Origin of the sequence: Clostridium sp. HBUAS56017 (genome assembly GCF_007115085.1) — a bacterium.
Taxonomy (GTDB): Bacteria; Bacillota; Clostridia; order Clostridiales; family Clostridiaceae; genus Clostridium; species Clostridium cibarium.
Map to the genome: position 1 here is coordinate 40,208 of NZ_SULK01000005.1, position 21,500 is coordinate 61,707.

Annotated in this window: 22 protein-coding genes and 1 pseudogene; 8 read left to right on the top strand and 15 right to left on the bottom strand. The window is 29.6% G+C overall.

Annotated features, from left to right (window positions below):
* Positions 1 to 22: 22 nt before the first annotated feature.
* A complete protein-coding gene (locus FAY47_RS06370; RefSeq protein ID WP_143315813.1) occupies positions 23 to 901 on the bottom strand; it encodes an IS1 family transposase in 879 nt (292 codons plus the stop codon).
* Positions 902 to 1,065: 164 nt separating this feature from the next.
* Positions 1,066 to 2,361 (bottom strand): M18 family aminopeptidase, encoded by a 1,296-nt coding sequence (locus FAY47_RS06375; protein WP_143315815.1) that lies wholly within the window; start codon positions 2,359 to 2,361, stop codon positions 1,066 to 1,068.
* 185 nt (positions 2,362 to 2,546) lie between these two features.
* Here FAY47_RS06375 and FAY47_RS06380 point away from each other — a divergent pair, with 185 nt between their 5' ends.
* From FAY47_RS06380 to FAY47_RS06400, 5 genes are all read left to right on the top strand, one after another.
* Positions 2,547 to 3,728: a cation diffusion facilitator family transporter gene (locus tag FAY47_RS06380; protein ID WP_143315817.1), complete on the top strand. Its 1,182-nt coding sequence runs from the start codon at positions 2,547 to 2,549 to the stop codon at positions 3,726 to 3,728.
* Positions 3,729 to 3,804: 76 nt separating this feature from the next.
* Positions 3,805 to 4,482 (top strand): DUF6198 family protein, encoded by a 678-nt coding sequence (locus FAY47_RS06385; RefSeq protein WP_143315819.1) that lies wholly within the window; start codon positions 3,805 to 3,807, stop codon positions 4,480 to 4,482.
* 147 nt (positions 4,483 to 4,629) lie between these two features.
* The gene (locus tag FAY47_RS06390; protein ID WP_143315821.1) at positions 4,630 to 5,403 is read left to right on the top strand and encodes a DUF2628 domain-containing protein; all 774 of its coding nucleotides are present in this window, start codon (positions 4,630 to 4,632) and stop codon (positions 5,401 to 5,403) included.
* Positions 5,404 to 5,465: 62 nt separating this feature from the next.
* Complete coding sequence (locus FAY47_RS06395; RefSeq protein ID WP_143315823.1) at positions 5,466 to 6,320, top strand: DUF2628 domain-containing protein; 855 nt, start codon at positions 5,466 to 5,468, stop codon at positions 6,318 to 6,320.
* Positions 6,321 to 6,529: 209 nt separating this feature from the next.
* Positions 6,530 to 7,360: a DUF2628 domain-containing protein gene (locus tag FAY47_RS06400; protein ID WP_143315825.1), complete on the top strand. Its 831-nt coding sequence runs from the start codon at positions 6,530 to 6,532 to the stop codon at positions 7,358 to 7,360.
* 62 nt (positions 7,361 to 7,422) lie between these two features.
* Here FAY47_RS06400 and FAY47_RS06405 read toward each other — a convergent pair whose 3' ends face one another.
* The 11 genes from FAY47_RS06405 to sfsA all read right to left on the bottom strand — a co-directional run bounded on the left by FAY47_RS06405 (position 7,423) and on the right by sfsA (position 18,152).
* Entirely contained in the window at positions 7,423 to 8,145 is a 723-nt protein-coding gene (locus tag FAY47_RS06405) for an amino acid ABC transporter ATP-binding protein (protein WP_143315827.1), read from the bottom strand.
* Positions 8,132 to 8,779, bottom strand: a complete 648-nt coding sequence (locus FAY47_RS06410; RefSeq protein ID WP_143315998.1) for an amino acid ABC transporter permease — start codon at positions 8,777 to 8,779, stop codon at positions 8,132 to 8,134. The genes FAY47_RS06405 and FAY47_RS06410 overlap by 14 nt, the downstream gene beginning before the upstream one ends.
* 77 nt (positions 8,780 to 8,856) lie before the next feature.
* Positions 8,857 to 9,678, bottom strand: a complete 822-nt coding sequence (locus FAY47_RS06415) for a transporter substrate-binding domain-containing protein (protein ID WP_143315829.1) — start codon at positions 9,676 to 9,678, stop codon at positions 8,857 to 8,859.
* Positions 9,679 to 10,011: 333 nt separating this feature from the next.
* Positions 10,012 to 12,111 (bottom strand): UvrD-helicase domain-containing protein, encoded by a 2,100-nt coding sequence (locus FAY47_RS06420; protein WP_143315831.1) that lies wholly within the window; start codon positions 12,109 to 12,111, stop codon positions 10,012 to 10,014.
* A gap of 124 nt (positions 12,112 to 12,235) precedes the next feature.
* Complete coding sequence (gene ftsH / locus FAY47_RS06425; RefSeq protein WP_143315833.1) at positions 12,236 to 14,170, bottom strand: ATP-dependent zinc metalloprotease FtsH; 1,935 nt, start codon at positions 14,168 to 14,170, stop codon at positions 12,236 to 12,238.
* A gap of 33 nt (positions 14,171 to 14,203) precedes the next feature.
* Entirely contained in the window at positions 14,204 to 14,812 is a 609-nt protein-coding gene (gene lepB / locus FAY47_RS06430) for a signal peptidase I (protein ID WP_143315999.1), read from the bottom strand.
* The gene (locus tag FAY47_RS06435) at positions 14,812 to 15,033 is read right to left on the bottom strand and encodes a DUF3006 domain-containing protein (RefSeq protein WP_143315835.1); all 222 of its coding nucleotides are present in this window, start codon (positions 15,031 to 15,033) and stop codon (positions 14,812 to 14,814) included. The genes lepB (FAY47_RS06430) and FAY47_RS06435 overlap by 1 nt, the downstream gene beginning before the upstream one ends.
* A 147-nt stretch (positions 15,034 to 15,180) precedes the next feature.
* On the bottom strand, positions 15,181 to 15,714 hold the full coding sequence (lepB, locus tag FAY47_RS06440) for a signal peptidase I (protein WP_143316000.1): 534 nt from the start codon (positions 15,712 to 15,714) through the stop codon (positions 15,181 to 15,183).
* Positions 15,715 to 15,918: 204 nt separating this feature from the next.
* On the bottom strand, positions 15,919 to 16,584 hold the full coding sequence (locus tag FAY47_RS06445) for a hydrolase (RefSeq protein ID WP_143315837.1): 666 nt from the start codon (positions 16,582 to 16,584) through the stop codon (positions 15,919 to 15,921).
* Positions 16,585 to 16,876: 292 nt separating this feature from the next.
* Entirely contained in the window at positions 16,877 to 17,374 is a 498-nt protein-coding gene (locus tag FAY47_RS06450; protein ID WP_143315839.1) for an NUDIX domain-containing protein, read from the bottom strand.
* Positions 17,375 to 17,459: 85 nt separating this feature from the next.
* The gene (gene sfsA / locus FAY47_RS06455) at positions 17,460 to 18,152 is read right to left on the bottom strand and encodes a DNA/RNA nuclease SfsA (protein WP_143315841.1); all 693 of its coding nucleotides are present in this window, start codon (positions 18,150 to 18,152) and stop codon (positions 17,460 to 17,462) included.
* A 448-nt stretch (positions 18,153 to 18,600) separates the two neighbouring features.
* On the opposite strand from sfsA, the gene FAY47_RS06460 reads away from it, so the two are divergent.
* Genes FAY47_RS06460 through FAY47_RS06470 form a run of 3 tightly spaced genes read left to right on the top strand, consistent with a single transcriptional unit; the run spans position 18,601 to position 20,484 of the window.
* Entirely contained in the window at positions 18,601 to 18,924 is a 324-nt protein-coding gene (locus tag FAY47_RS06460) for a PadR family transcriptional regulator (RefSeq protein WP_143315843.1), read from the top strand.
* A complete protein-coding gene (locus FAY47_RS06465; RefSeq protein WP_185966751.1) occupies positions 18,917 to 19,546 on the top strand; it encodes a DUF1700 domain-containing protein in 630 nt (209 codons plus the stop codon). Before FAY47_RS06460 ends, FAY47_RS06465 begins: the two co-directional genes overlap by 8 nt.
* Complete coding sequence (locus FAY47_RS06470) at positions 19,543 to 20,484, top strand: DUF4097 family beta strand repeat-containing protein (RefSeq protein WP_143315847.1); 942 nt, start codon at positions 19,543 to 19,545, stop codon at positions 20,482 to 20,484. Before FAY47_RS06465 ends, FAY47_RS06470 begins: the two co-directional genes overlap by 4 nt.
* Positions 20,485 to 20,506: 22 nt before the next feature.
* Here the strand turns inward: FAY47_RS06470 and FAY47_RS06475 are convergent, their stop codons facing one another.
* Together FAY47_RS06475 and FAY47_RS20860 are read right to left on the bottom strand one after the other, a co-directional pair.
* Positions 20,507 to 21,211, bottom strand: coding sequence for a peptidoglycan recognition family protein (locus FAY47_RS06475; protein WP_243129562.1), 705 nt, complete (start codon positions 21,209 to 21,211; stop codon positions 20,507 to 20,509).
* 109 nt (positions 21,212 to 21,320) lie between these two features.
* Positions 21,321 to 21,500: pseudogene (locus FAY47_RS20860) on the bottom strand (cation transporter); the annotation flags it as partial.

Below are 21,500 nucleotides of genomic sequence, written 5' to 3' on the forward strand. Positions count from 1 at the left end.
TAAATAAATGTTGTTCTGAATACTATACTTCCCTAACCTTAGATATTTTTATAAAATTACATTCATTCATAAAATCATATAAGCACTCTAAACTATTAAATGTCTTTTCTCTATGTTCTATAATAAACCAGCATAAATATTCTATTAAATACTTTGTAGCGATTCCCCGAAAACATCTAAACCATGCTTTAGAAATCAATCTGTAATTTTTGATGATTTCAACTTCATTCTTTATTAACTTTCTAGAATCATTATTATGTCTTTTAGCTATTGCAAAAATATACCTATCCGCATAAGGTATTATATAGGAATCCTTTTTTATTCTGGAATATATCTTTTCATTAAAATCTTTCTCATTCCATATTTTTTTACTAACTGGTAATGACAATAAACTATCTTTCTCCCCTTTGGCTGACACTATAATAATATCCTCCCTTTGAGTTCTAGTTATATTACGAGCCCCTTTAAAATTTTCTTTCACGCCTGATTTTGTTATATGCACATCTCCAAACAGCGAATTAGGTATGCTATTAAAAGTTAATGCATGTAGTACCTTATGCCTCCAAAAAAATGCTGTATTTATATTTATATTTAACTTTTCAGCACAATATTTTAAAGTTCTTCTTTCTAGCATTAATTCAATGAATTCAATCCATTTATCTGCACACTTTTTCGAATAACTCCAAATAGAATTGGTTCCCAAAGAAAATGTCTTGCCACAAATCTCATTTTTACATTTATACCTTTGTATGCCGTTGTAGAAACCATATTTCATATACTTAGTACATCCACATTTAGGACAGGATTTCATTACTTTTTCTCGAGTTCTAAACAAGTCTTTTTTTAATATTGTATTTAAGTGTATCTTAAAATTTTCTAACTCATAATCATTTTGTATCAAAACAAACCACCTCCTTTGAATTCTTGCCGGCAACATAGGTTTGTATACAATACCAACATTATTTTAATAAAGAGTTTAATATTTCTATTTAGCTACTAAATAAAAGCAAAAAAGCCTACAAAGTGAAAACAAATCACTTCATAAGCTTAAACAGAATAATTTAACTAAATATTATAAAACTTTGTAAATGCCTGTATTGTAAGATAATTATCCTTAACCGCTGCTAATTCTCTAGCAGAGTGCATTCCTAAAAGAGGTGCTCCCATATCAACTACAGGAATGCATAAATCAGCTGCTGACATTGGGCCTATTGTTGTACCACCTCTAACATCAGATCTATTAACAAACTTTTGGCATGAAACTCCACCTTCCTTACAAACAGCTTGGAATATTGCTGAAGCATAGCTATCTGTTGAGTAACTTCCTGATGCAGCCATTTTTATAACAGGACCACCACCGAGTACTGGCTTATTTGTTGGATCATGCTTTTCAACTTGATTTGGATGAACAGCATGAGCTAAGTCAGCAGAAATCATTACCGAATTAGATAATGCTCTAAAGAATCCTTCCTTATCCTTTCCTAGTGCCAATGCTATTCTTTCCAATAAAGTTTTAAGTAGCGCTGAATTTGCTCCTTGAGCAGTTAAGCTTCCTATTTCTTCATTATCTACTGCAACCATCACCTTTGTTGCCTTATTTGCTTCACTATTTATAAGTGCTTTTATCCCTGTAAATACCATCCAAAGATCATCTAGTCTTCCTGCTGAAATAAATTCATTATCTAATCCAAAAAGACATCCCTTTTCATATTCATATAAAAACAGATCAAAATCAAGTATACTTTTCTTTTCAACACCTAATTCCTCACTCAATAATGTTAAAAGATATCCATCCTTTTCAAACTTTTCATTTACAAACCCTAATAAAGGCAAGGTATCCTTTTGCTTATTATATGCATATCCTTCATTAACACTTCTATTCATATGTATGGCCATGTTTGGAATTATTAATAATGGTCTATCTATATTAACAAGTCTTATTTCAGGTTTTAGAGGAGATTTTCCCTTTAAGGCAACCCTTCCCGCAAGAGATAGTGGTCTATCAAACCATGTACTTAATATTGGTCCTCCATATACTTCTGTGTTTAATTTCACATAAGTATTTTCAACCTTTATTTCTGCTGCTGGTTTTATTTTAAAAGTAGGAGAATCTGTATGAGCTCCAATTAGTCTAAAGCCATCTTCTTCAAGTTCACCTTGCCCTATCTCGAATGAAATAATTGCAGATTCATTTTTCATCACATAGTATTTCCCACCCTTTACAAGGTTCCATTTTTCACTTTCCTTAATTTCCTTAAACCCTTCCTTATCTAGCAAATTCTTAACTGTATGTGCACCATGATAAGCTGTTGGACTTTCCTTTATAAAATCTAGCAACTCTAAAGCTAATTGATTTTCCATGTTATTTCACTCCTTTTGATTATCTTATGCACTTTTTGCATAAGATAACTTATATAATTTTTATTTTAGCAAACTTATCATATCTTAACAATCTGACTTAGAAATAATTGATTAATTTGTACTTGTGCTATAAAATAAAGATTAAATAATTAGAATAAGATTATTAGTTGAAATGAGGTGTTTTTTTGTTATCAAACCTTTTAGTTAATACCTTTATAAAAGACAATATGAATACTCAAGATGATAAAATCAGAGGATCCCATGTAATGCTTGGTGGCATAATTGGAATCATTGTTAATTTTATCTTATTTATAATCAAGTTATCTGTAGGGATAATTACTTCAAGTATCGCTGTTATGGCAGATTCATTTAATAATTTATCTGATGCAGCCTCCTCTGTTATTACAATAATAGGTTTTAAATTATCTGAAAAACCAGCTGATGCTGAACATCCTTTTGGCCACGGGAGAATGGAATATATTTCAGCATTAATAGTGTCCTTCCTTGTTATGCTAGTTGGAATTCAATTTGTTAAATCCTCTTTTGATAAGATTATGAATCCTAGTGAAATTGTTTTTGAGTTAGTTCCTTTTGCGTTGCTAATAATCTCCGTAATACTTAAGTTATGGTTATCAAGATTTAATAAATATATAGGTACTAAAATTAATTCCTCTGCATTAAAAGCAGCTTCAGTTGACGCCTTAGGTGATGTTCTTACTTCATCTTTTGTTGCTCTTTCATTTTTAGCATCTAGGTTTACTAGCTTGCCTTTGGATGGATACTTCGGTATTTTAGTTGCTCTATTTATAGTTTACTCTGGGTTCTCATTGATAAAAGAAACAATAAATCCTCTTTTAGGTGAAGCACCTGATAAAGAATTGGTTTCATCAATAAAGGAGATGACCTTGAGTTATCCTAATATAACAGGTGTTCACGATTTAATTATTCATAATTATGGACCTGGAAGATGTATGGCATCTATACACGCAGAAATACCTTCTGATATAAATGTTATGGTTATTCACGAGATAATCGATAAAGCGGAAAGAGAAATTTCAGAAAAGCTTAAAATATATTTAGTTATTCATATGGATCCTATATGTGTAACTACAAAAGAAATAAATGGCACATATGATGAGGTTCAAAAAATAGTAGAATATAACCCTTTAATTGAATCAATGCATGACTTTAGAATTGTCGGAGAAGGTGAGAAAAAGAACTTAATCTTTGATGTAGTTGTTAACTCAGAAAAACTAAGAAAGGTTATGACTCCAGAAGAATTAAAGGAACAAATTATCGATTCAATCCGTCAAATCCACCCAGAATACAACTGTATTATCACTATAGATAATGATTACTTAATTTAAATTTCCCTTGTACAACCCTTTTTATTATGTTATTATTTTTTATTGTATAATAACAAATAAAATAGGAGTGTATTAAATGAAAAAAATCGATGTAAAATTACTAGCAAAGAAATTAGTACTATTTTTTCTAGGGGTTTGGATAATTCAAACTGGTGTTGCAATGTTTATCAAGGCAAATATAGGTTCAGACCCATTTACAGTATTTACTCAAGGAATTTCTGCGAAATTAGGCGTATCAGTAGGAATGGCAAGTACGTTTATTACAGCTACTTTGATAATTATTATCGCAATCGTTGATTGGCATTATTTAAATATCGGAACAATACTTTCTACAATGGTGGCCGGTCCTTTTATCAACATGATGACAACGTTTTTTAATCCACTACCAATGGATAGTTTTGTAATCGAATTTATTCCTTATTCAAATATTATAATAAAATCACTATTTTTAGCTCTAAGCTGTATTGTAATAGCTATTGGATTTTCTTTACTAAAATCTACTAACTTAGGTGTAGCTGCTAATGATATAGTTCCTCTTTTAATTACAGATAAAACAAAACTTACATATAGCAAAATCCGTATTACTATGGATGTAACATTGATTGTAATTGGTTTTCTACTAGGAGGAGTTATAGGAATTGGTACTCTAATAGCTGCATTTTTGACTGGTCCAGCAATTCAGTTCTTTATGCCAAGACTTGAAAAGCTAACAACTCCATTTTTATCTGAAAAAAATGAAGAAATAGCTTTATAGTATCAGTATTTTTGTTTAAAAACCTTAAGTAATATATCGATTGCTTAGGGTTTTTTTCTTATATATTTTCCTTAACTTCTGTATATTTTTCTAATTCTATTATATAATTGTTGTATATGCTTAAATTTTGAAAAAGGGGGAATTTTAATGTTTTGTCCAAAATGTGGTCATGAGTTAGATTCTAATAACATTTGCACAAATCCAGATTGTATCACAAACATTAATAATCATTATGATAAAAATTTAAAACTAAACTCAGATACTTCTAATTCAAACTTGAACTCTAACAATGATATTTTTAATAATAACAATAACTACAATGAAAACAATAATGAAAACTATAACCAAAACTTTAATCAAGGTTCTAATAATTTCAATAACTCAAATGAAACGAATATGAACAATGAATTCAGAGATGCAAATGGAATATCTGCAACTGAGATGATGGAATTCTTAGGTGATAAAAATACGGAATATTACATGGATAAATGGACTAGATTCCAAGAAAATTCTAATTTTGTATCTTGGAATTGGCCTTCATTTCTCTTCACTTTATATTGGTTTTGGTTCAGAAAGATGTATAACATAGCTGGAATTATATTTGCAGTCGATATTGGCAGCCTTCTTTTATTAGGTCACTTTAAATGGTTACGCTACTTAATATCATTAGTGATAATGATTGGCTCTGGATTACTTGCCAACCAATTATATATAAATCATGCAACTAATAAGATAAAATCAGCTAAATTTACAACTTCTATGGGATTTGATAATTCTATGTTTGTTAGAAGACTAAGATCAATGGGCGGCATAACTTGGATTCCATTATTTGTAGCAATAGGACTTTTTGTTTTAGCATTGATACTCATTGTATTTGCTACTGCTATTTCAATTAGTAACGTAGGTCATCTTAGATTTTAACATAGCGGTAGTGATATTTTTATCACTACCAATTTCACTTAATATAAACAGGAGGTTTTTAAATGTTTTGTACATATTGTGGTCATGAACTAAATTCTAATAACGTATGCCATAACAGTTCATGTCCTTCAAATATAAATTCTAATTATTCAACTGGACAAAATAATAAAACAAATAATTACTCTTATCAATCTTATAATAGGAATAGCTATTTAGGTTATAATTGTGATCCTAACTTTATTGACAAAAATGGTATAAGCGCTTCTGAGATGATTCAATTTATGGGTGATAAAAATCCATCCTTTTACATTGATAAATGGACAAGTAACGATTCTACACCTAGATATTTTTCTTGGATTTGGCCAGCCTTTTTCTTCTCTTGGATTTGGTTATTCTATAGAAAATTAAATCTATTTGGAGCAATTTATTTTGTAATTCATCTGGTTTCCATAATATTTTTCCCATCAATTTTTCCGCCTATATTGCTTATAGGGAATACATTATGTGCTTTATTTAGCAGCCATTTCTATTTAAAAAACTGCATAAAAAAAATCAATCAAATTAAGTTTTCCAACATCAACATGGACATGGATATGTATTATAGGCGTTTGAGGAATGCTGGCAAAGTATCTATTGCCGGACTTGTAATAGGGATAATTGTTTCAATTATTATGATTTTTTCCGCTTTAGCAAATCACTATATTCCTTCTTATAGATATCATAATCACTATAGAGATTCATATAATTATAAATCGCCTAAAATAACTGATCCATATTACGATGATGATTCAGATTACAGCGATTCTCTTTTTGATGATTATTATAATGATGATTCAAATAGCTCACTTTTTGATGAACCTTATTCAAATGATTCAAGTATAGATAATCATTCAAAATCACCATATTCAGTTTTTTAAATAAAAGAACAGATTGACTCCTGAAGGTAAAATTCGTATTTTACCTTTGGATTCAGTCTATTTTTTATTTAATCATAATTTACTTTTAAAAAACTTAAATATATTTTATTAATTTTATATAAATTTATCCTTTTTTGTTGTATAATATCCCTGTACTATTTTTAATTTAAGCTTTTATACTACATTTTATATAACAAGGGGGAATTTTAATGTTCTGTCCAAAATGTGGAAAAGAGCTAAATACAAATAATGTTTGTGTGAATCCATCATGTCCTTCACACATTAATAATAACAATTCTATAAATCAAGGATATGAATCAACCAATCAAAATACTCAGGGGTATAACCAAAACCCTCAACAACAATATGTTAATCAAAACTTTAATGGTAATTATGGTTTTAATCAAAACAACCAATATCACCCAAATCAAAACACACAAAATTTTAACAATTCTCAATTTGGTGAAAATAATGACTTTAGGGATCAAAATGGAATTTCATCTGCTGAAATGATGGAATTTATAGGCTATAAGAATTCAGATTATTATATTGATAAATGGGGAAAATCTCAAGAAAATAAAAACTTTATTTCTTGGAATTGGCCAGCATTCTTTACAAATTTCCTTTGGTTCTGGCATAGAAAAATGTACGGAATTGCAGCTGGAATATTTGGAGTTAATTTCATTATAAGACTATTTATAGCTAGCACAAGCGCTACACTTACTGGTCATAACTTTAATATCGCATCTAGAACTACAAATTGGTTTGGAATTATTTTAAATATACTTGTAGGTGTGCTTTCTTCTTTATTTGCTAATCAACTCTATATGAAACATGCTACTAATAAAATACGTTCTATTAAATCAACATCTTATATGGGATTTGATAATAATACAATCTTCAATAGATTACGTAAAAGTGGCGGAACAACATGGGCTCCATTAATATTTGTAATAGTTGTATTTGTTGTTATATTTATTTTCGCATTAATTGCAATTTCATTTGGTTCTTCTCATTATAGATATAGTCATTTTTATTAAAAAATTAACAAGGATGAAGTTTAAAGCATTGCCTTTAAACTTCATCCTTATTTTTATTAATCTTAAAGTACTTTTGATAAAAAATCTATTGTCCTAGGATTTTTAGGATTATTAAATAGCTCTTCTGGAGTTCCTTGTTCTACAATTTTTCCTCCATCCATAAATAGTATTCTATCCCCAACTTCCTTTGCAAATCCCATTTCATGAGTTACAACAACCATTGTCATTCCCTCTTTTGCAAGCTTCTTCATTACACTTAGTACTTCTCCAACCATCTCTGGATCTAGTGCTGATGTAGGCTCATCAAATAACATAACATCTGGTTCCATAGCTAATGCTCTAGCAATAGCTATTCTTTGTTTTTGACCTCCAGATAAGGAAGATGGATAAGTCTCTGCTTTATCAATTAATCCAACCATATCTAGTAAGTCTTTTGCTTTTGCCATTGCGGCCCCTTGCTCCATCTTCTTAACCTTGATAGGAGCAAGCGTAATGTTATCTATAACTTTTTTATGTGGGAAAAGATTAAATGACTGAAATACCATTCCCATCTTTTCTCTAAGTTTATCTATATTGACCTTCTTATCTGTAATAGTATTACCTTCGAATACTATTTCTCCCATTGTAGGTGTTTCTAGAAGGTTCAAACATCTCAAAAAGGTTGATTTTCCAGAACCTGATGGTCCTATTACCACTACAACTTCACCTTTTTTAATGTGTTCATCTATTCCTTTAAGAACTTCATTACTACCAAAATTCTTGTGTAAATTATTAACGTGAATCACTTGCTTTCATTCTCCTTTCAGCATATCCCATTAATCTTCCTAATGAAAATGTTAGAATAAAATAAAATACAGCTGCAACCATTAATGGTTCTAATGAAAGGTATGTAGCACCTTGAACAATCTTAGCTGAAAACATTAGCTCTCCGACACCTAAAACTGATGCCATTGAAGATTCCTTAATTACAGCTACAAATTCATTACCTATTGCAGGTAAAATATTTCTTACTGCTTGAGGGATAATTATTAATCTCATTGTCATACCTCTTGACATGCCCAAGCTTCTTGCTGCCTCCGTTTGACCAACATCGACTGCCTCAATTCCAGCTCTAACAATTTCTGATACATATGCAGCTGAATTCAACGCTATTGCTATTATAGCTGCTGAAAAAGCAGTAACATCAATATTAAAAACTATCTTAGATCCTGAGTAAACCATCAATATTTGTAATAACATTGGTGTTCCTCTTATTATTTCAACATAAACCGATGCTATTATCTTTAACGGTTTTATCTTCCATATGGAAAAGTTTGAACTTTTCATAAAAAATAACACTGCCCCAAGTAATGTACCTAGAAATACTGTAATTAGGGATATACCTAAAGTAATTTTCACACCATCTATAAACTTTGGCATATAATCCCCTAGAAAACTAAATGTAAACAACGTCTCTCCTCCTCTGATAGTAATATATCTTACTATCAATTCTCTATCTATTTACTTTGATTTTTTGCTGCTAAATCATTAGCATCTATTATAAATTTATCTAAATCTCCTGAGTCCTTTAATCTTTTTATAGTTTTATTTACTGCTTCAACTAATTCTTTAGAATCCTTTTTAACTCCAATTGCATTTCCGCCGCTTTCATCTTTAAATGAAATATCTGAAAGAACTAATTCTGGATTAGTTTTATTTGCCATCTTTGCAACTGGTTCTTCTGTTACTATAGCATCAACTTTACCACTCTTTAATTGAAGAACTAAATCATTAACACTCGCTAGTAAAGAAATCTTTCCTGCTTGAATTTTATCTTCAGCTATTTTTTGTTGAGTTGATCCTAGCTGAGCACCAATCTTCTTTCCATTTAAATCATCAATTTTCTTGTATTTTTCCTTGTCAGCTGAATTCACTAAAACTGCATGTTGAGCTTCATAATATATATCTGAGAAATCAATTTGTTTCTTTCTCTCTTCATCCGGATTCATACCTGATATAATCATATCAATTTGCCCTGCTTGAAGAGCACCAATTAACGCTTCAAAATCCATTTCTTTTATTTCTAAATCTACTCCAAGATCCTTTGCTACTTCTTTTGCAAGTTCCACATCAAATCCTACAGTTTTATCCTCACCATCAACTACTGCGTGGAACTCATATGGTGCATAATCTGCACTTAATCCAACAACTACCTTTCCATTGTCTTTTATAGCTGTAAGATTATTCTTTTCTTCTTTCTTTCCGCATGCCATAAGTGACATTACCATCACCCCTACTAAAGCTGAGGCACAAACCTTTTTTATCAATCCTTTTTTCATATTTTAATCCCCCTTAATACTTCGGCTTAACTTCTTTATCTGAGTATAATTATACCTTATAAACTTATAATTATGCAATACTTTTTTTCAAAAATATAATTTTTCTCTAACATTACTATAATTAATATATTAATATGCATAAAAAATTGTATAAAATCCTTTGCAAGTTAGTACTTATGCATTATTTATTCATTTGTGCATGTTTTATTCTCTTTATGCATATAATTTCATAAATTAAAAATATATTTTCTTTCTTAAAATACAAAAAACTATAGATGTTTTAATTACAAAACACCTATAGTTTTATTATTTAAATCCCTATTTTTTATAATTTTATCCTCTTTTTATTACTGCAAGTCTGTGTAAAGCCCTAGTACACATTATATACTTCACAAGATTTGGTGTATCATCAAAGTCATCTAATAATATTACTCCATCAAACTCTAACCCTTTTGCATAGTATGCTGGTAATAATACTAAACCTCCTTTGTATATCATGTCTTCCTTATCAAAGGTTACTACTTTAGTTTTTGCTTTAATTAAATTAGATACTTCCTTTAGCTTATCTTTGTCCTTAGTTATAATAGCTATACTTTCAAGCCCATCTTCCTCAAAATCTTCTATTATAGATGATAATGTTTCAACAGTATCTTCAATTGATGTAGTTTCTTCTTCTAATACCATTTCCCCTTCACGAACTAGTGGAATCACCTTATCTTCATCTAAAAACTTGCTTGCATATTCCATTATTTGCTGAGTAGATCTATAGCTCTTATTTAATTCAAAATTAACTACATCTTCTCCAAATAACTTATCTAAATGTAACATCGCTGGTTCTTCATCTGTTGTTATAAGTCTTTGATTGCTATCCCCAACTATTGTAAAACTCTTACAATCCGTAAGTTCTTTAATTAACTTAAATTGAGTTAGATTATAATCTTGCGCCTCATCTATAACTACATGCTTTATTTCACTTTTACATCTCTTACCATTTAATTTAACCATTAAATATAATATTCCAGCAAGATCCATATATCCTAGAGATTCGGTATTTGTAATTCTCTTATATAATGAAACAATATCCTCATTGTTTATCCAATTATCAAGTTCATCCCTTGAATTCATCACGCCTCTAACTATTTCTCTTATTCTAAGTCTTCTTTTAAAATCTAAATTATTCTTTTCTATTTCAAGCTCTCCTGGTGATAATTCTTCTATCTTTTTCTTAATTTCTGCGTTAAGTTCTCTTACAAGTTCATCTCTTTTATCTTTAATTTTCGATACGAGAACCCTCTTTATCTTCGCACTTCTTCTAAATAAAGGCATATATCCATAATGTTTTGTGAATAAATCTTTTATTTCATTAACATCAACTATCTCTTCTCCAAAGAAAGTTACTGGTTTTATATTGAAATAATTATCATTCATATCCTCTAATTGTTTATCTAATGTCTCAGAAAACTTTCTAGAACTTTTATATTTATATTCTTTTAATGCATCCTGATTTCCACTCATTGCTTCTTCTATATATTCTGAAAATCCTTTTACAGGTTCATGAAGATCTATTTCTTCCATAGCGAACTGTTGAAATGTAGTTTGTCTTATTCCGCCTTCTTCACCTAATGAAGGCAATACCTGTGCTATATAATCTATAAATATATCATTTGGTCCAAGTACTAATACCTTATCTCCAAATTGTTTTCTATTGTTATAAAGCAGATATGAAACTCTATGAAGTGCAATTGTAGTTTTACCTGATCCAGCTACCCCATTAACTACAACAACTTTATCCTTTGGAGCTCTTATTATCTCATCTTGCTCTTCTTGAATAGTCATTACTATATCTTTTAACTTTTCATTTGAATTTGTTGTTAATACCATTTGTAGTATTTCATCTTTTACATCAACCGCTGAATCAAATAACCCTTTTAGTTCACCTTTTTTTATAATAAGTTGTCTTCTGCCTAAAAGGTTTGTTTTTATCTCTCCTATTGGTGATATATAGCTACATTCTCCTAATGTTCCTTTGTAAAATAATGATGCTATAGGTGCTCTCCAATCAACAATCACTGGTTCATAGCTTTCTTCTGGCGTTAACCCAAATCTACCAATATATAAATCCTCGGCCCCTTCATTTTCTTCAGTAAAAGTAATCTTACCAAAGTAAGGTGATTCCTTAAGTACAGTAAACTCCTTAAGTCGTTTATCTATGGTCCTAAAAGCTTCTTCCTTAACGTACTTTTCATGATCGAAGTAATCTATTACTTTATCTTCATCATCCTTATAATCTTCAATATATTTCTTTCTATACTCAACTATATAATCAGTAATACTTTTTCTCTTTCCAATAAACTTCAGAATTTCATTATTTAAAATATTAATGGTATCTTGAAGTTTATTTTCCTCCATCAAAAATTCTAAATCTTTATTCATACAAACACCTCTTCCTCACTATCACTTGCAATTAGGGCTTAAAATTCCTACAAAATTTTTTAAATATTTATTTAAAAAACCTCGTAGGAATTCATATTCTTTATTATTAATTGTAAATTCTATATTACTCTATAGTAACATCAATAGCTGTTTTTTTATCAATTTCTTCTGTCTCTACTTCTATAGTTTTATCTTCTAAATCTAATCCCTCTTTTTTATCTTGCTTTTTAAGCTCTGGATACTTTTCACAAACCATATTCATAAACTCATCTCCGAATATAGTTTCTTTTTCTAATACAACACCTGATATTTTATCTAACAGTTCTCTGTTTTCTCTTAATATTTCTTTAGCTTTATTATGAGCTTCTTTTACTATTTTTAGTATCTCTTCATCTATTAGTGTTGAAGTTTCATCGCTACAATTTCTAACTGCTCTTCCATCTAGATATCTATTTTGTACAGATTCTAATGCTACCATATCAAATCTATCTGACATACCATATATAGTTACCATATTTCTAGCTATTTGAGTAGCTCTTTCTATATCATTAGAAGCACCATTTGTAGCCTCATTTAATACTATTTCTTCTGCTGACCTACCACCTAAGAGTATTGCAATTTCATTCATAAATTCTTTTTTTGAATTTAAATGTTTTTCTTCTTCTGGAAGTTGCATTGTATATCCAAGCGCTCCCATAGTTCTAGGAACTATTGTAATTTTATGTACTGGATCTGAACCTTTAAGTAATGCAGCAACCAATGCGTGTCCCACTTCATGGAATGCAACGATTTTCTTTTCCTTTTGTGATAATATCCTATCTTTCTTTTCCTTACCAGCAATAATTACTTCTACTGCATCTCTTAAATCTTCTTGAAGCACTTTTTTTCTACCATGCTTTACTGCCCTTAAGGCACCTTCATTAATCATGTTTGCAAGATCTGCTCCTGCAGCACCTGAGGTTATTTTTGCTATTTCTTTTAAATCAACTTCAGGATCTAATGTTACATCTTTAGCATGAACATTTAGTATTGCTTCCCTTCCAATAAGATCCGGTTTATCAACAATTACTCTTCTATCAAATCTTCCTGGTCTAAGTAAAGCTTTATCTAATATCTCTGGTCTATTTGTAGCTGCTAATATAACTATACCTTTTGAAGAATCAAATCCATCCATCTCTGATAATAATTGGTTTAGGGTTTGTTCTCTCTCATCGTTACTTTGCATCTGATTGTCTCTACTCTTACCAATAGCATCAATTTCATCTATAAATATTATACAAGGAGCTTGTTTTTCAGCATCTTTAAACAATTCTCTAACTCTTGAAGCTCCAACTCCTACAAACATCTCTACAAAGCTTGATCCTGATAAAGAGAAAAATGGAACTTTTGCTTCTCCTGCCACTGCCTTTGCTATAAGTGTTTTACCTGTTCCTGGAGGGCCCACTAAAAGAACTCCTTTAGGAAGCTTTGCACCTATTTCTGTATATTTAGTTGGTGCATTTAAGAATCCAATAACCTCTTCAAGTGATTCTTTTGCTTCTTCTTGTCCAGCTACATCTTTAAAGGTAACTTTTATTTGGTCTTCTACATATACTTTAGCATTATTTTTACCAATGTTACCCATTCCTCCGCCCATTTTTCCTATCATCTTAGAGAATAAAAATCTCCACATGAAATATAAAAATGCTATCGGAATTATATATGTCATAAATGCATTCATAAATATAGATTCTTTTGGATTTTTCCCTGTAAATCTTATATCTCCCGCTTCAATAAGTTCATCTAGTAGTTTATCATTCTCAATATTGGCTGTGTATAAAGTTTTTCCTGCATACTCTGTCCCATCTTTGGGCGTAATAACTAAATTATCACTTGAAATCACTATTTCTGAAATTTCCTTATTGTTAATCATGTTTAAAAATTCATTATACGAAATTTCTTTATTCATATATGCATCTCTTGAATAGTTGGCAACTAACAATATTGCTATTGTAACTATAAAATATATTATTATGGGTTTTTTACTCTTCTTTTCATTCTTTTTAGGCTCATTATTCATGCTATACCCACCTCTTTCCTTAGTTTTTGCTTATTATTTAACGCTACCAAAATCACTAAACGGATATACTTTTAATTGTGCTTTTGCTTTTATATCTTTTCCATCTACATATGGATTCACCCATTTTCTCGAGTCAAACGAAACTCTTCTATTGTCTCCTAAGAAAAAGTATTTTCCATCTGGAACATGAAATTCTCCATAAAACTGATCACTATTCTCAGGTTTTACATAACTTTCATCTAATTCCTCTCCATTTACTGATACTTTACCATTTACTATGCTAACAGTATCTCCTGGCAGTCCTATAAGTCTTTTTATTAAAACATCATTTAGCTCTTCTGAATCAAATACTATTATATCGCCTCTTTTTATATTATTTAAATTATATACTCTTGTAACAAAAAGATGATCACCTACATTTAATGTCGGTATCATTGATCCCGAAGGAATATATACTTTAAAAATAAGAAACTGTTTTATAAGTATAGCTATAGCTACTGCTACTATTATAGGAACAATCCATTCAAAAAAGAAATTTTTCTTCTTTTTTATCTTTCCCTTTTTTTCATTATTATTATCTATGTTTGATTCACCTTCTATTGAATTTTCTTCCTCTATCTCCGATTCACTTTTTTCATTCATTAATCTTGCCACATCCCTTCCATTTTCCTTGCTATTTCTTCTTTTCTTTTTAAAGTAGCCTCTTTATCTATAAAAAAATAATTGTTTTTTAAAATTAAACAATCCCCATCTTTTGCATATCCTTTAATTTTATCTTTACTTACATCTATTATTTCCCCATTTGGAGATTCGATTACAAAGTAATCACCTTCTATTCTGTCAACAATGTATATTTGTTCCATAATTAAATCTCCTTTTCTCATAGATATACAGACTTAGTATAACATAAATAATTGTCAATTAACAACGCTAACTGCAATGTTATTATTCCTTTATTTTAATTTATAAAAAAATTCAACATATTCATTTTATGCTGAATTTTTTATAAATTATTTTATTTTTCCAAAACTATCAAAAGGATATACCCTTATCTGAGCTTTTGCTTTTATATCTTTTCCATCTATGTACGGATTCTTCCACTTCCTCGAATCAAATGAATCCGGTCTATTATCTCCTAAAAAGAAATATTTTCCTTCCGGCACATGATATTCACCATTAAACTTATCATGATTTACAACGTAATTTTCATCAAGCTCTTCCCCATTTACTGAAACTTTTCCATTAACTATACTAATATTATCTCCTGGAAGCCCTATAAGTCTTTTTATCAAAACATCATTTAATTCTTTTGAATCAAATACTACTATCTCTCCCCTTTTTAGATTGCCTAGATTATATATCCTTGTAACAAGAAATTGATCTCCTTCATTTATAGTAGGAATCATAGATCCTGTTGGCACTTCTACTTTATAAACTAAAAACTCTTTAATCAATAACGCCGCAAGAATCGCTACAAATACCGGAATAACCCATTCCCTAAAAAAGCTTTTTTTCTTTTTCTTGTCAATATCTATTTCCTTCATTGGAATATCGTTAATAATCATTTCTTCCTTATTATCAGACACTACTTTTTCCACATCCTTTTTATTTTTACTAACCTTTCAAAAAATACATAAATTAATCATACCACAAAAAATTGTAAATTATAATGGTTGATAAAAGGTATAATATTACTTATTTCTTAAATTACACAAAAAAAATTCAGTATATCTTAATATACCGAATTTTTATCTATACTTGTCCATAAGGTCTCCCATGATTTCAGCTGTTGGTGGTGGTGTAAAAGTTATTGCATTGGCTCCTGCTTCTATGGTCTCTTTTATGCTCTCTACCGTTGGGCCCCCAGTAGCTATTATAGGGTACTCTGGGAAACTCTTCCTTATAGTTCTAACTATCCTTGCAGTATCTTTACCACCAGATATATTTAGTATAGTTGCCCCTGCTTCTATTCTTTCTGCTATATCTTCATGATCAGAAACAACAGTAACTACAACTGGTATATCTATTGTAGATCTTATCTTTCTTACAATTTCATTTGATGTAGGAGCATTAACAACTATCCCCATAGCACCCTTAAATTCCGCATCAAGAGCTAAATTTATTACTCTTTTTCCCTGAGTAATACCTCCTCCAACTCCGCAAAATACTGGCACATCAGCTGCCATTACTAGTGCTTCTGTAATTAAAGGTTGTGGAGTAAATGGATAAACGGCTATTATTGCATCTGCATTTGTATTTCTTATTATGGCTACATCAGTTGTAAATAGTAGAGATTTAATCCTTTTTCCAAATATTTTAATTCCACTACAATCTCGTATGACCGATGGAACCTCTACAACATGATTTCTTAGTGTTCCCTTTATCTCAGGCACATATTTTGACTCCTTCGCCATCCTTCATCCTCCTATCCTTAATTTATCACTATGAAATATTATACACTTTTATTATCTTTTATAAAGACAAAAATGATTAATTTATTTTTATCTTACTGTAAAATTATTTAAACTTAAGACTTATTAATTACTTCAAGAAGAATTATTCTAGAAAGAACTTTTCCCTTATAATATTTTAACATATTTTCCATAAATAACATAACGTTTTCCTAATATATTAACTTTTAATACTTGCTTCTATAAAAAATTACTGAAAGTAATACTTCCAGCAATTTTAAATGAATAATTTCTATCAATACATTTTTCTTCTATCTAACACTTTTTTAATAACTCTTTGTCCTATTAGATTTTCTTTCATATGCTCTAAAGCATCACTTATTTTAACCCAACTCGCTTCCTCAACTTCTTTTGATTTACTTAGCACTCCAGCTTTGTAACTTGCTAAATATGTAAGCATAAGTAATTCTTTTCCTTCTATATAATCAGTACCTAAAAATTCAACATTTTGAATTTCTATTGAAGTTTCTTCTAAAACCTCTCTATATACAGTATCTTCAGCTTTTTCATCTATCCCTATATATCCAGATACTAAAACTTTAGAATCCTTATATATGTAACTTTGTTTTAATAAAAGAATTTCATCATCTTTAATTACTGCTACCATTATACATGGTTTCGGAGTATCGAAAAACAATTCATTATCATATTCACAGTAAGGTATACGTCCTTCATCCCCACAAAACATCTCTCCAAGCTTTCTTCCACAAATAGGGCAAAACTTAAATTTCATACTATCCCTCTTTCAACAGATTCTCATTCAACTTAATTTCTAACAATTCCAAACACTTTATTTTATTATACTAATAAATTAATTATTATAAAAGTATCTTCACAGGTTTATCTAATGTTATTCCAGTCCTTGTAACTTTAGATGAATAAGCAAATATATCCACACCTTCCTCTGCAGCCTTTCGTAGTGCTTTGCCAAACTCAGGATCTGTATCGTCATTTGGAGAAAAACTTTTTACATCTTCAATTTGTATTAAAAACAAAACCCCTGCGCCTCTTCCACTTTTCTTTACATCAATCAATTCAAGCAGATGTTTTCTACCTCTCTCCGTAGGTGCATCTGGAAACCTACAATGGCCATTCTCCTCCAAAGTTACCCCTTTAACTTCCAAATAATATTCTTCTCCATTATCTTTTAATAATTTAAAATCAAACCTACTTGCTCCAAAAGTTTTTTCACTTAATATATTTGTATATTTTTTCAACTTATCCACAACTTTGTTTTCAAGAGCTTCTTTAACAACTTTATTAGGGATTTGAGAATCTATACTTATATTCTTATCTCCTTTATATGCTCCTATAAGATCAAAAGCCGTCTTTCTTGTCGGATTCTTCTCTTCTCTCAAAAACACCTGACAACCAGGGATTAAGATTTCTTTACATCTTCCGGTATTAGGAACATGAACTGTTATTTCTTCGTCATTATAAATTACTTTTGCATTAAATCTATTTGGTCTATTTATAAAAATTGCATCATATATATTCTTATTATATTCCATTTTTCCACCCCACTTATACACATTATCCACAGTTTTTATCCACAGTTTTGTGAATTATGTGTGTGTTTTTTATCAGAAACTGTTGTTCTAATATAATTGATTTTAACGAATAATAATTGTTTATGCAACATTCCTTATATTGTTGTTGACAAATATATCTTTTATATATATTGTGTCAATATTTTTTTATAATAATGTGGATAACTTAAAAAGTTATCCACATTATTTATAAACTTATGCACATTAGTCACATAATGCCTATTTTACTAGCATTCATCTGTGGATAATAATTACTATATATCCACATACACCAGTGACTTCTACTATTATGTAAATTCTTAATATTTTATTATTTTTCTTAATATAATATTAAATATAATTCACTACCTTGTATTGTATAATACCTTTGATTATAATAAATTCATACTAAAGGATAAGAGGTGATACCATGAATATTCAACTAAAAAAAGGTGTTCTTGAATTGTGTGTTTTATCAGTTCTATCAAAAAAAGACTGCTATGGCTATGAATTAGTAAGCGAAATTTCTAAGAATATTCTTATTTCTGATGGAACAATTTATCCTATACTTAGAAGACTTACTACTGAAGGGTACTTTACTACTTATCTACAAGAATCCCAGGAAGGCCCTCCAAGAAAATATTACAGACTTACTGAATTAGGCTACGAAACAAAAAATAAGCTAGAAAAAGAGTGGCTAAGTTTTCAAAATTCAGTTAATAACATTATACTAGGAGGTTATGATCGTGAATAAAAATGAATTTTTCAAAATTCTGAAAGAAGGTCTTAATGATTTTCCTGAAAAAGAACTTCAAGACATCTTATATGACTATGAAGAACATTTTTCAAACGCCAAGGCCGATGGTAAATCAGACGAAGAAATAATTAAAGAACTTGGCGATCCATATGTGATAGTTAATCAATATAGAAGCGGATATGTTCAAGGTATTCCAAAATCTACTTATAATAAATCTAATTCTTCCAACTCTACTAAGAATACTTCCAACAATTCGAATTCATCTAATACTATATTAAAAATTGCAATAGTAATATTAGCTTTTATTCTCTTCAACTCATTTATTCTAGGAGCTACAGGTGCTGGTCTAGGCATCCTTTTAACTATTATAATTCTACCGTTTTCATTATTAATAGGGTGCATAGGTCTACTACTTGGGAAACTTGGATTAGGTATCTTAGGTGTTAGTATACCTGCCTTTTTAGCTGATCTTCCATTGAGCGTAGTTATATTAGTCACTATAGGTTCATTGGCTTTTACTATTTTTTCTATAATAGTACTTATATATGTTTTAAAACTTATAATTTTAGCAATACGAAAACTTATAAACAAATTTTCTAGTAAGGAGGATAACCGATGAAAAAATTTATGCCCACTAAAGTGAAAATTTCTTTAATTATATTAGCAATTATATCTTTATGTAGTTACCTTTCAGCAGCAATAGTATTATTCAACAGCGGTTACTCTCTTTCTTCTTATTTCTCTGATTGGGACTCAGATTTCAGATGGAATTTTGGTTGGAATAATCACTACAACTCCTCAGGTACTGTAGAAAAAGATTTTTCTCCTACTGTACAAAATATAAATATAGAATCAATTTCACATAATTTATCAATACAGTCATACGATGGGTCAACAATTAAAGTTAACATTGATGGGCATTTTGATGATAATAACAATTATACAAAAGGATTAAGTAGATTTGATATTACTGATAATGATGTGAACATCCTAACTAACACTGCTTTGAGAAATTCAAATTTTCATTTAAATATTTATATACCCAAAACTTATAAAAACAATATTTCTCTAAAAAGTTTGAGTGGATCTATAAATATTAATGGATTAGAATTGACTAACCTTTTAGCTAATACTACTAGTGGAGATATAATACTAAAAAATACAAATGTAAATACAGTTTCTTTAGAAAGTAAAAGCGGCAAGATTGATTCGCCTTCTATAACAAGCAACAATTCTAAATTTAAGACTCTTAACGGAAATATTTATCTTGGAGGAATACTCGGAGATTCTGATGTAAATTCAACTTCTGGCTCAATTAAGTTGAAACTATCTAACCTTGGTAATATCTCCAACTTTTCCTCTATTTCAAGCGATATTGACCTAACTATACCAAAGGAAGTTGGTTATACAGTTTCTTTTTCAACTACTACAGGAACACTTAATGGTAGAAACAAGAATGTGGATTTAAATAAAAATGATAATATATCTTTATCTAATGGAGATGGTTCAAAAAGTGTAACTGTTAAAACTACCTCAGGTGATCTTTCTGTAAAATAAAAAAGGGCTTGGCCCTTTTTTATTAATTCTTAAATTCTTTTTCTTTAAGTATTTCATCTTTTATTCTTTCCTTAATCTCTTCCATTGGAAACTTTGCACCTGGACACAAGGTTTGATATACATCCTTATGTCCGATTAATTCCTTAATATTATATTTTATTATCATATCTGTAGATAGCTTAATTAAAGAATCCTTTTCTTCTTCTGTAGGATTTTCCTCTTGGAAATTTCCTTCCAAACATATTCCAATGCTTTCATAGTTCTTACCCACAGTATGAGCTCCTGTATATTCTTCTGGTCTTCCCCTATATATATTTCCATCTTTCCTAATATAAAAGTTATATCCTATTCCTCCCCAGCCCTTCTCTTTATGATCTTCATTTATACTTTGAGGAGTTAATTCTGAAGCAGCTGTATGATGATACACGAGCATAGTAGGTTTATTTTCTTTTTCAATATCTTCATCAAATTTATAATCAATTTCTTTGATATTTAAACTATCTTCATATTCTTGTCTATGAGACTGAAAATCTCCAATTTCATATTCTCCCGCATTCATATATAATAAATATTCAACATAACTTTTCGAATAATCACTTGCTTTAATATTTCTCGCTATATATATGCTTAACATAACTATAACTCCAGTAACTATATATGTTTTTATTCTTCTTCTCTTCATCTTCTTTTCAAATTCAACTCGCCTTTGATTTTTAATTATAACCACATTACTCACCTTCAATTTACAATAAAATCCACTTACTTCCATTATATAGTAAATAGGTTATTTTTTGAATTGTTTTACATAATAAAAAGACTAGGTTTCCCTAGTCTTTCTATAAAGCCCACTTTCTATCTCCTGTAAAGTTAACATTTAACCACTTTTTAAAATTTAAACTCTTCATATTTTTGTAAACTTCTTCTCTTACCTTATCCATCTCTTCAAGTTCGTTTAACGTAGAATTATCATTAAATACAAAATCAATTTCTATCCTTAATTCTCTTCCTATTTTACT

Bases quoted from the DNA above. Each gene is read 5' to 3' on its own strand.
- FAY47_RS06460 (WP_143315843.1), top strand. From the start codon at position 18,601: ATGAATATTCAACTAAAAAAAGGTGTTCTTGAATTGTGTGTTTTATCA.
- FAY47_RS06450 (WP_143315839.1), bottom strand. From the start codon at position 17,374: ATGAAATTTAAGTTTTGCCCTATTTGTGGAAGAAAGCTTGGAGAGATG.
- FAY47_RS06395 (WP_143315823.1), top strand. From the start codon at position 5,466: ATGTTTTGTACATATTGTGGTCATGAACTAAATTCTAATAACGTATGC.
- ftsH (WP_143315833.1), bottom strand. From the start codon at position 14,170: ATGAATAATGAGCCTAAAAAGAATGAAAAGAAGAGTAAAAAACCCATA.
- FAY47_RS06445 (WP_143315837.1), bottom strand. From the start codon at position 16,584: ATGGCGAAGGAGTCAAAATATGTGCCTGAGATAAAGGGAACACTAAGA.
- FAY47_RS06420 (WP_143315831.1), bottom strand. From the start codon at position 12,111: ATGAATAAAGATTTAGAATTTTTGATGGAGGAAAATAAACTTCAAGAT.
- FAY47_RS06410 (WP_143315998.1), bottom strand. From the start codon at position 8,779: ATGCCAAAGTTTATAGATGGTGTGAAAATTACTTTAGGTATATCCCTA.
- lepB (WP_143315999.1), bottom strand. From the start codon at position 14,812: ATGAATGAAAAAAGTGAATCGGAGATAGAGGAAGAAAATTCAATAGAA.
- FAY47_RS06375 (WP_143315815.1), bottom strand. From the start codon at position 2,361: ATGGAAAATCAATTAGCTTTAGAGTTGCTAGATTTTATAAAGGAAAGT.
- sfsA (WP_143315841.1), bottom strand. From the start codon at position 18,152: ATGGAATATAATAAGAATATATATGATGCAATTTTTATAAATAGACCA.
- FAY47_RS06400 (WP_143315825.1), top strand. From the start codon at position 6,530: ATGTTCTGTCCAAAATGTGGAAAAGAGCTAAATACAAATAATGTTTGT.
- FAY47_RS06390 (WP_143315821.1), top strand. From the start codon at position 4,630: ATGTTTTGTCCAAAATGTGGTCATGAGTTAGATTCTAATAACATTTGC.
- FAY47_RS06385 (WP_143315819.1), top strand. From the start codon at position 3,805: ATGAAAAAAATCGATGTAAAATTACTAGCAAAGAAATTAGTACTATTT.
- FAY47_RS06470 (WP_143315847.1), top strand. From the start codon at position 19,543: ATGAAAAAATTTATGCCCACTAAAGTGAAAATTTCTTTAATTATATTA.
- FAY47_RS06415 (WP_143315829.1), bottom strand. From the start codon at position 9,678: ATGAAAAAAGGATTGATAAAAAAGGTTTGTGCCTCAGCTTTAGTAGGG.
- lepB (WP_143316000.1), bottom strand. From the start codon at position 15,714: ATGAAGGAAATAGATATTGACAAGAAAAAGAAAAAAAGCTTTTTTAGG.
- FAY47_RS06435 (WP_143315835.1), bottom strand. From the start codon at position 15,033: ATGGAACAAATATACATTGTTGACAGAATAGAAGGTGATTACTTTGTA.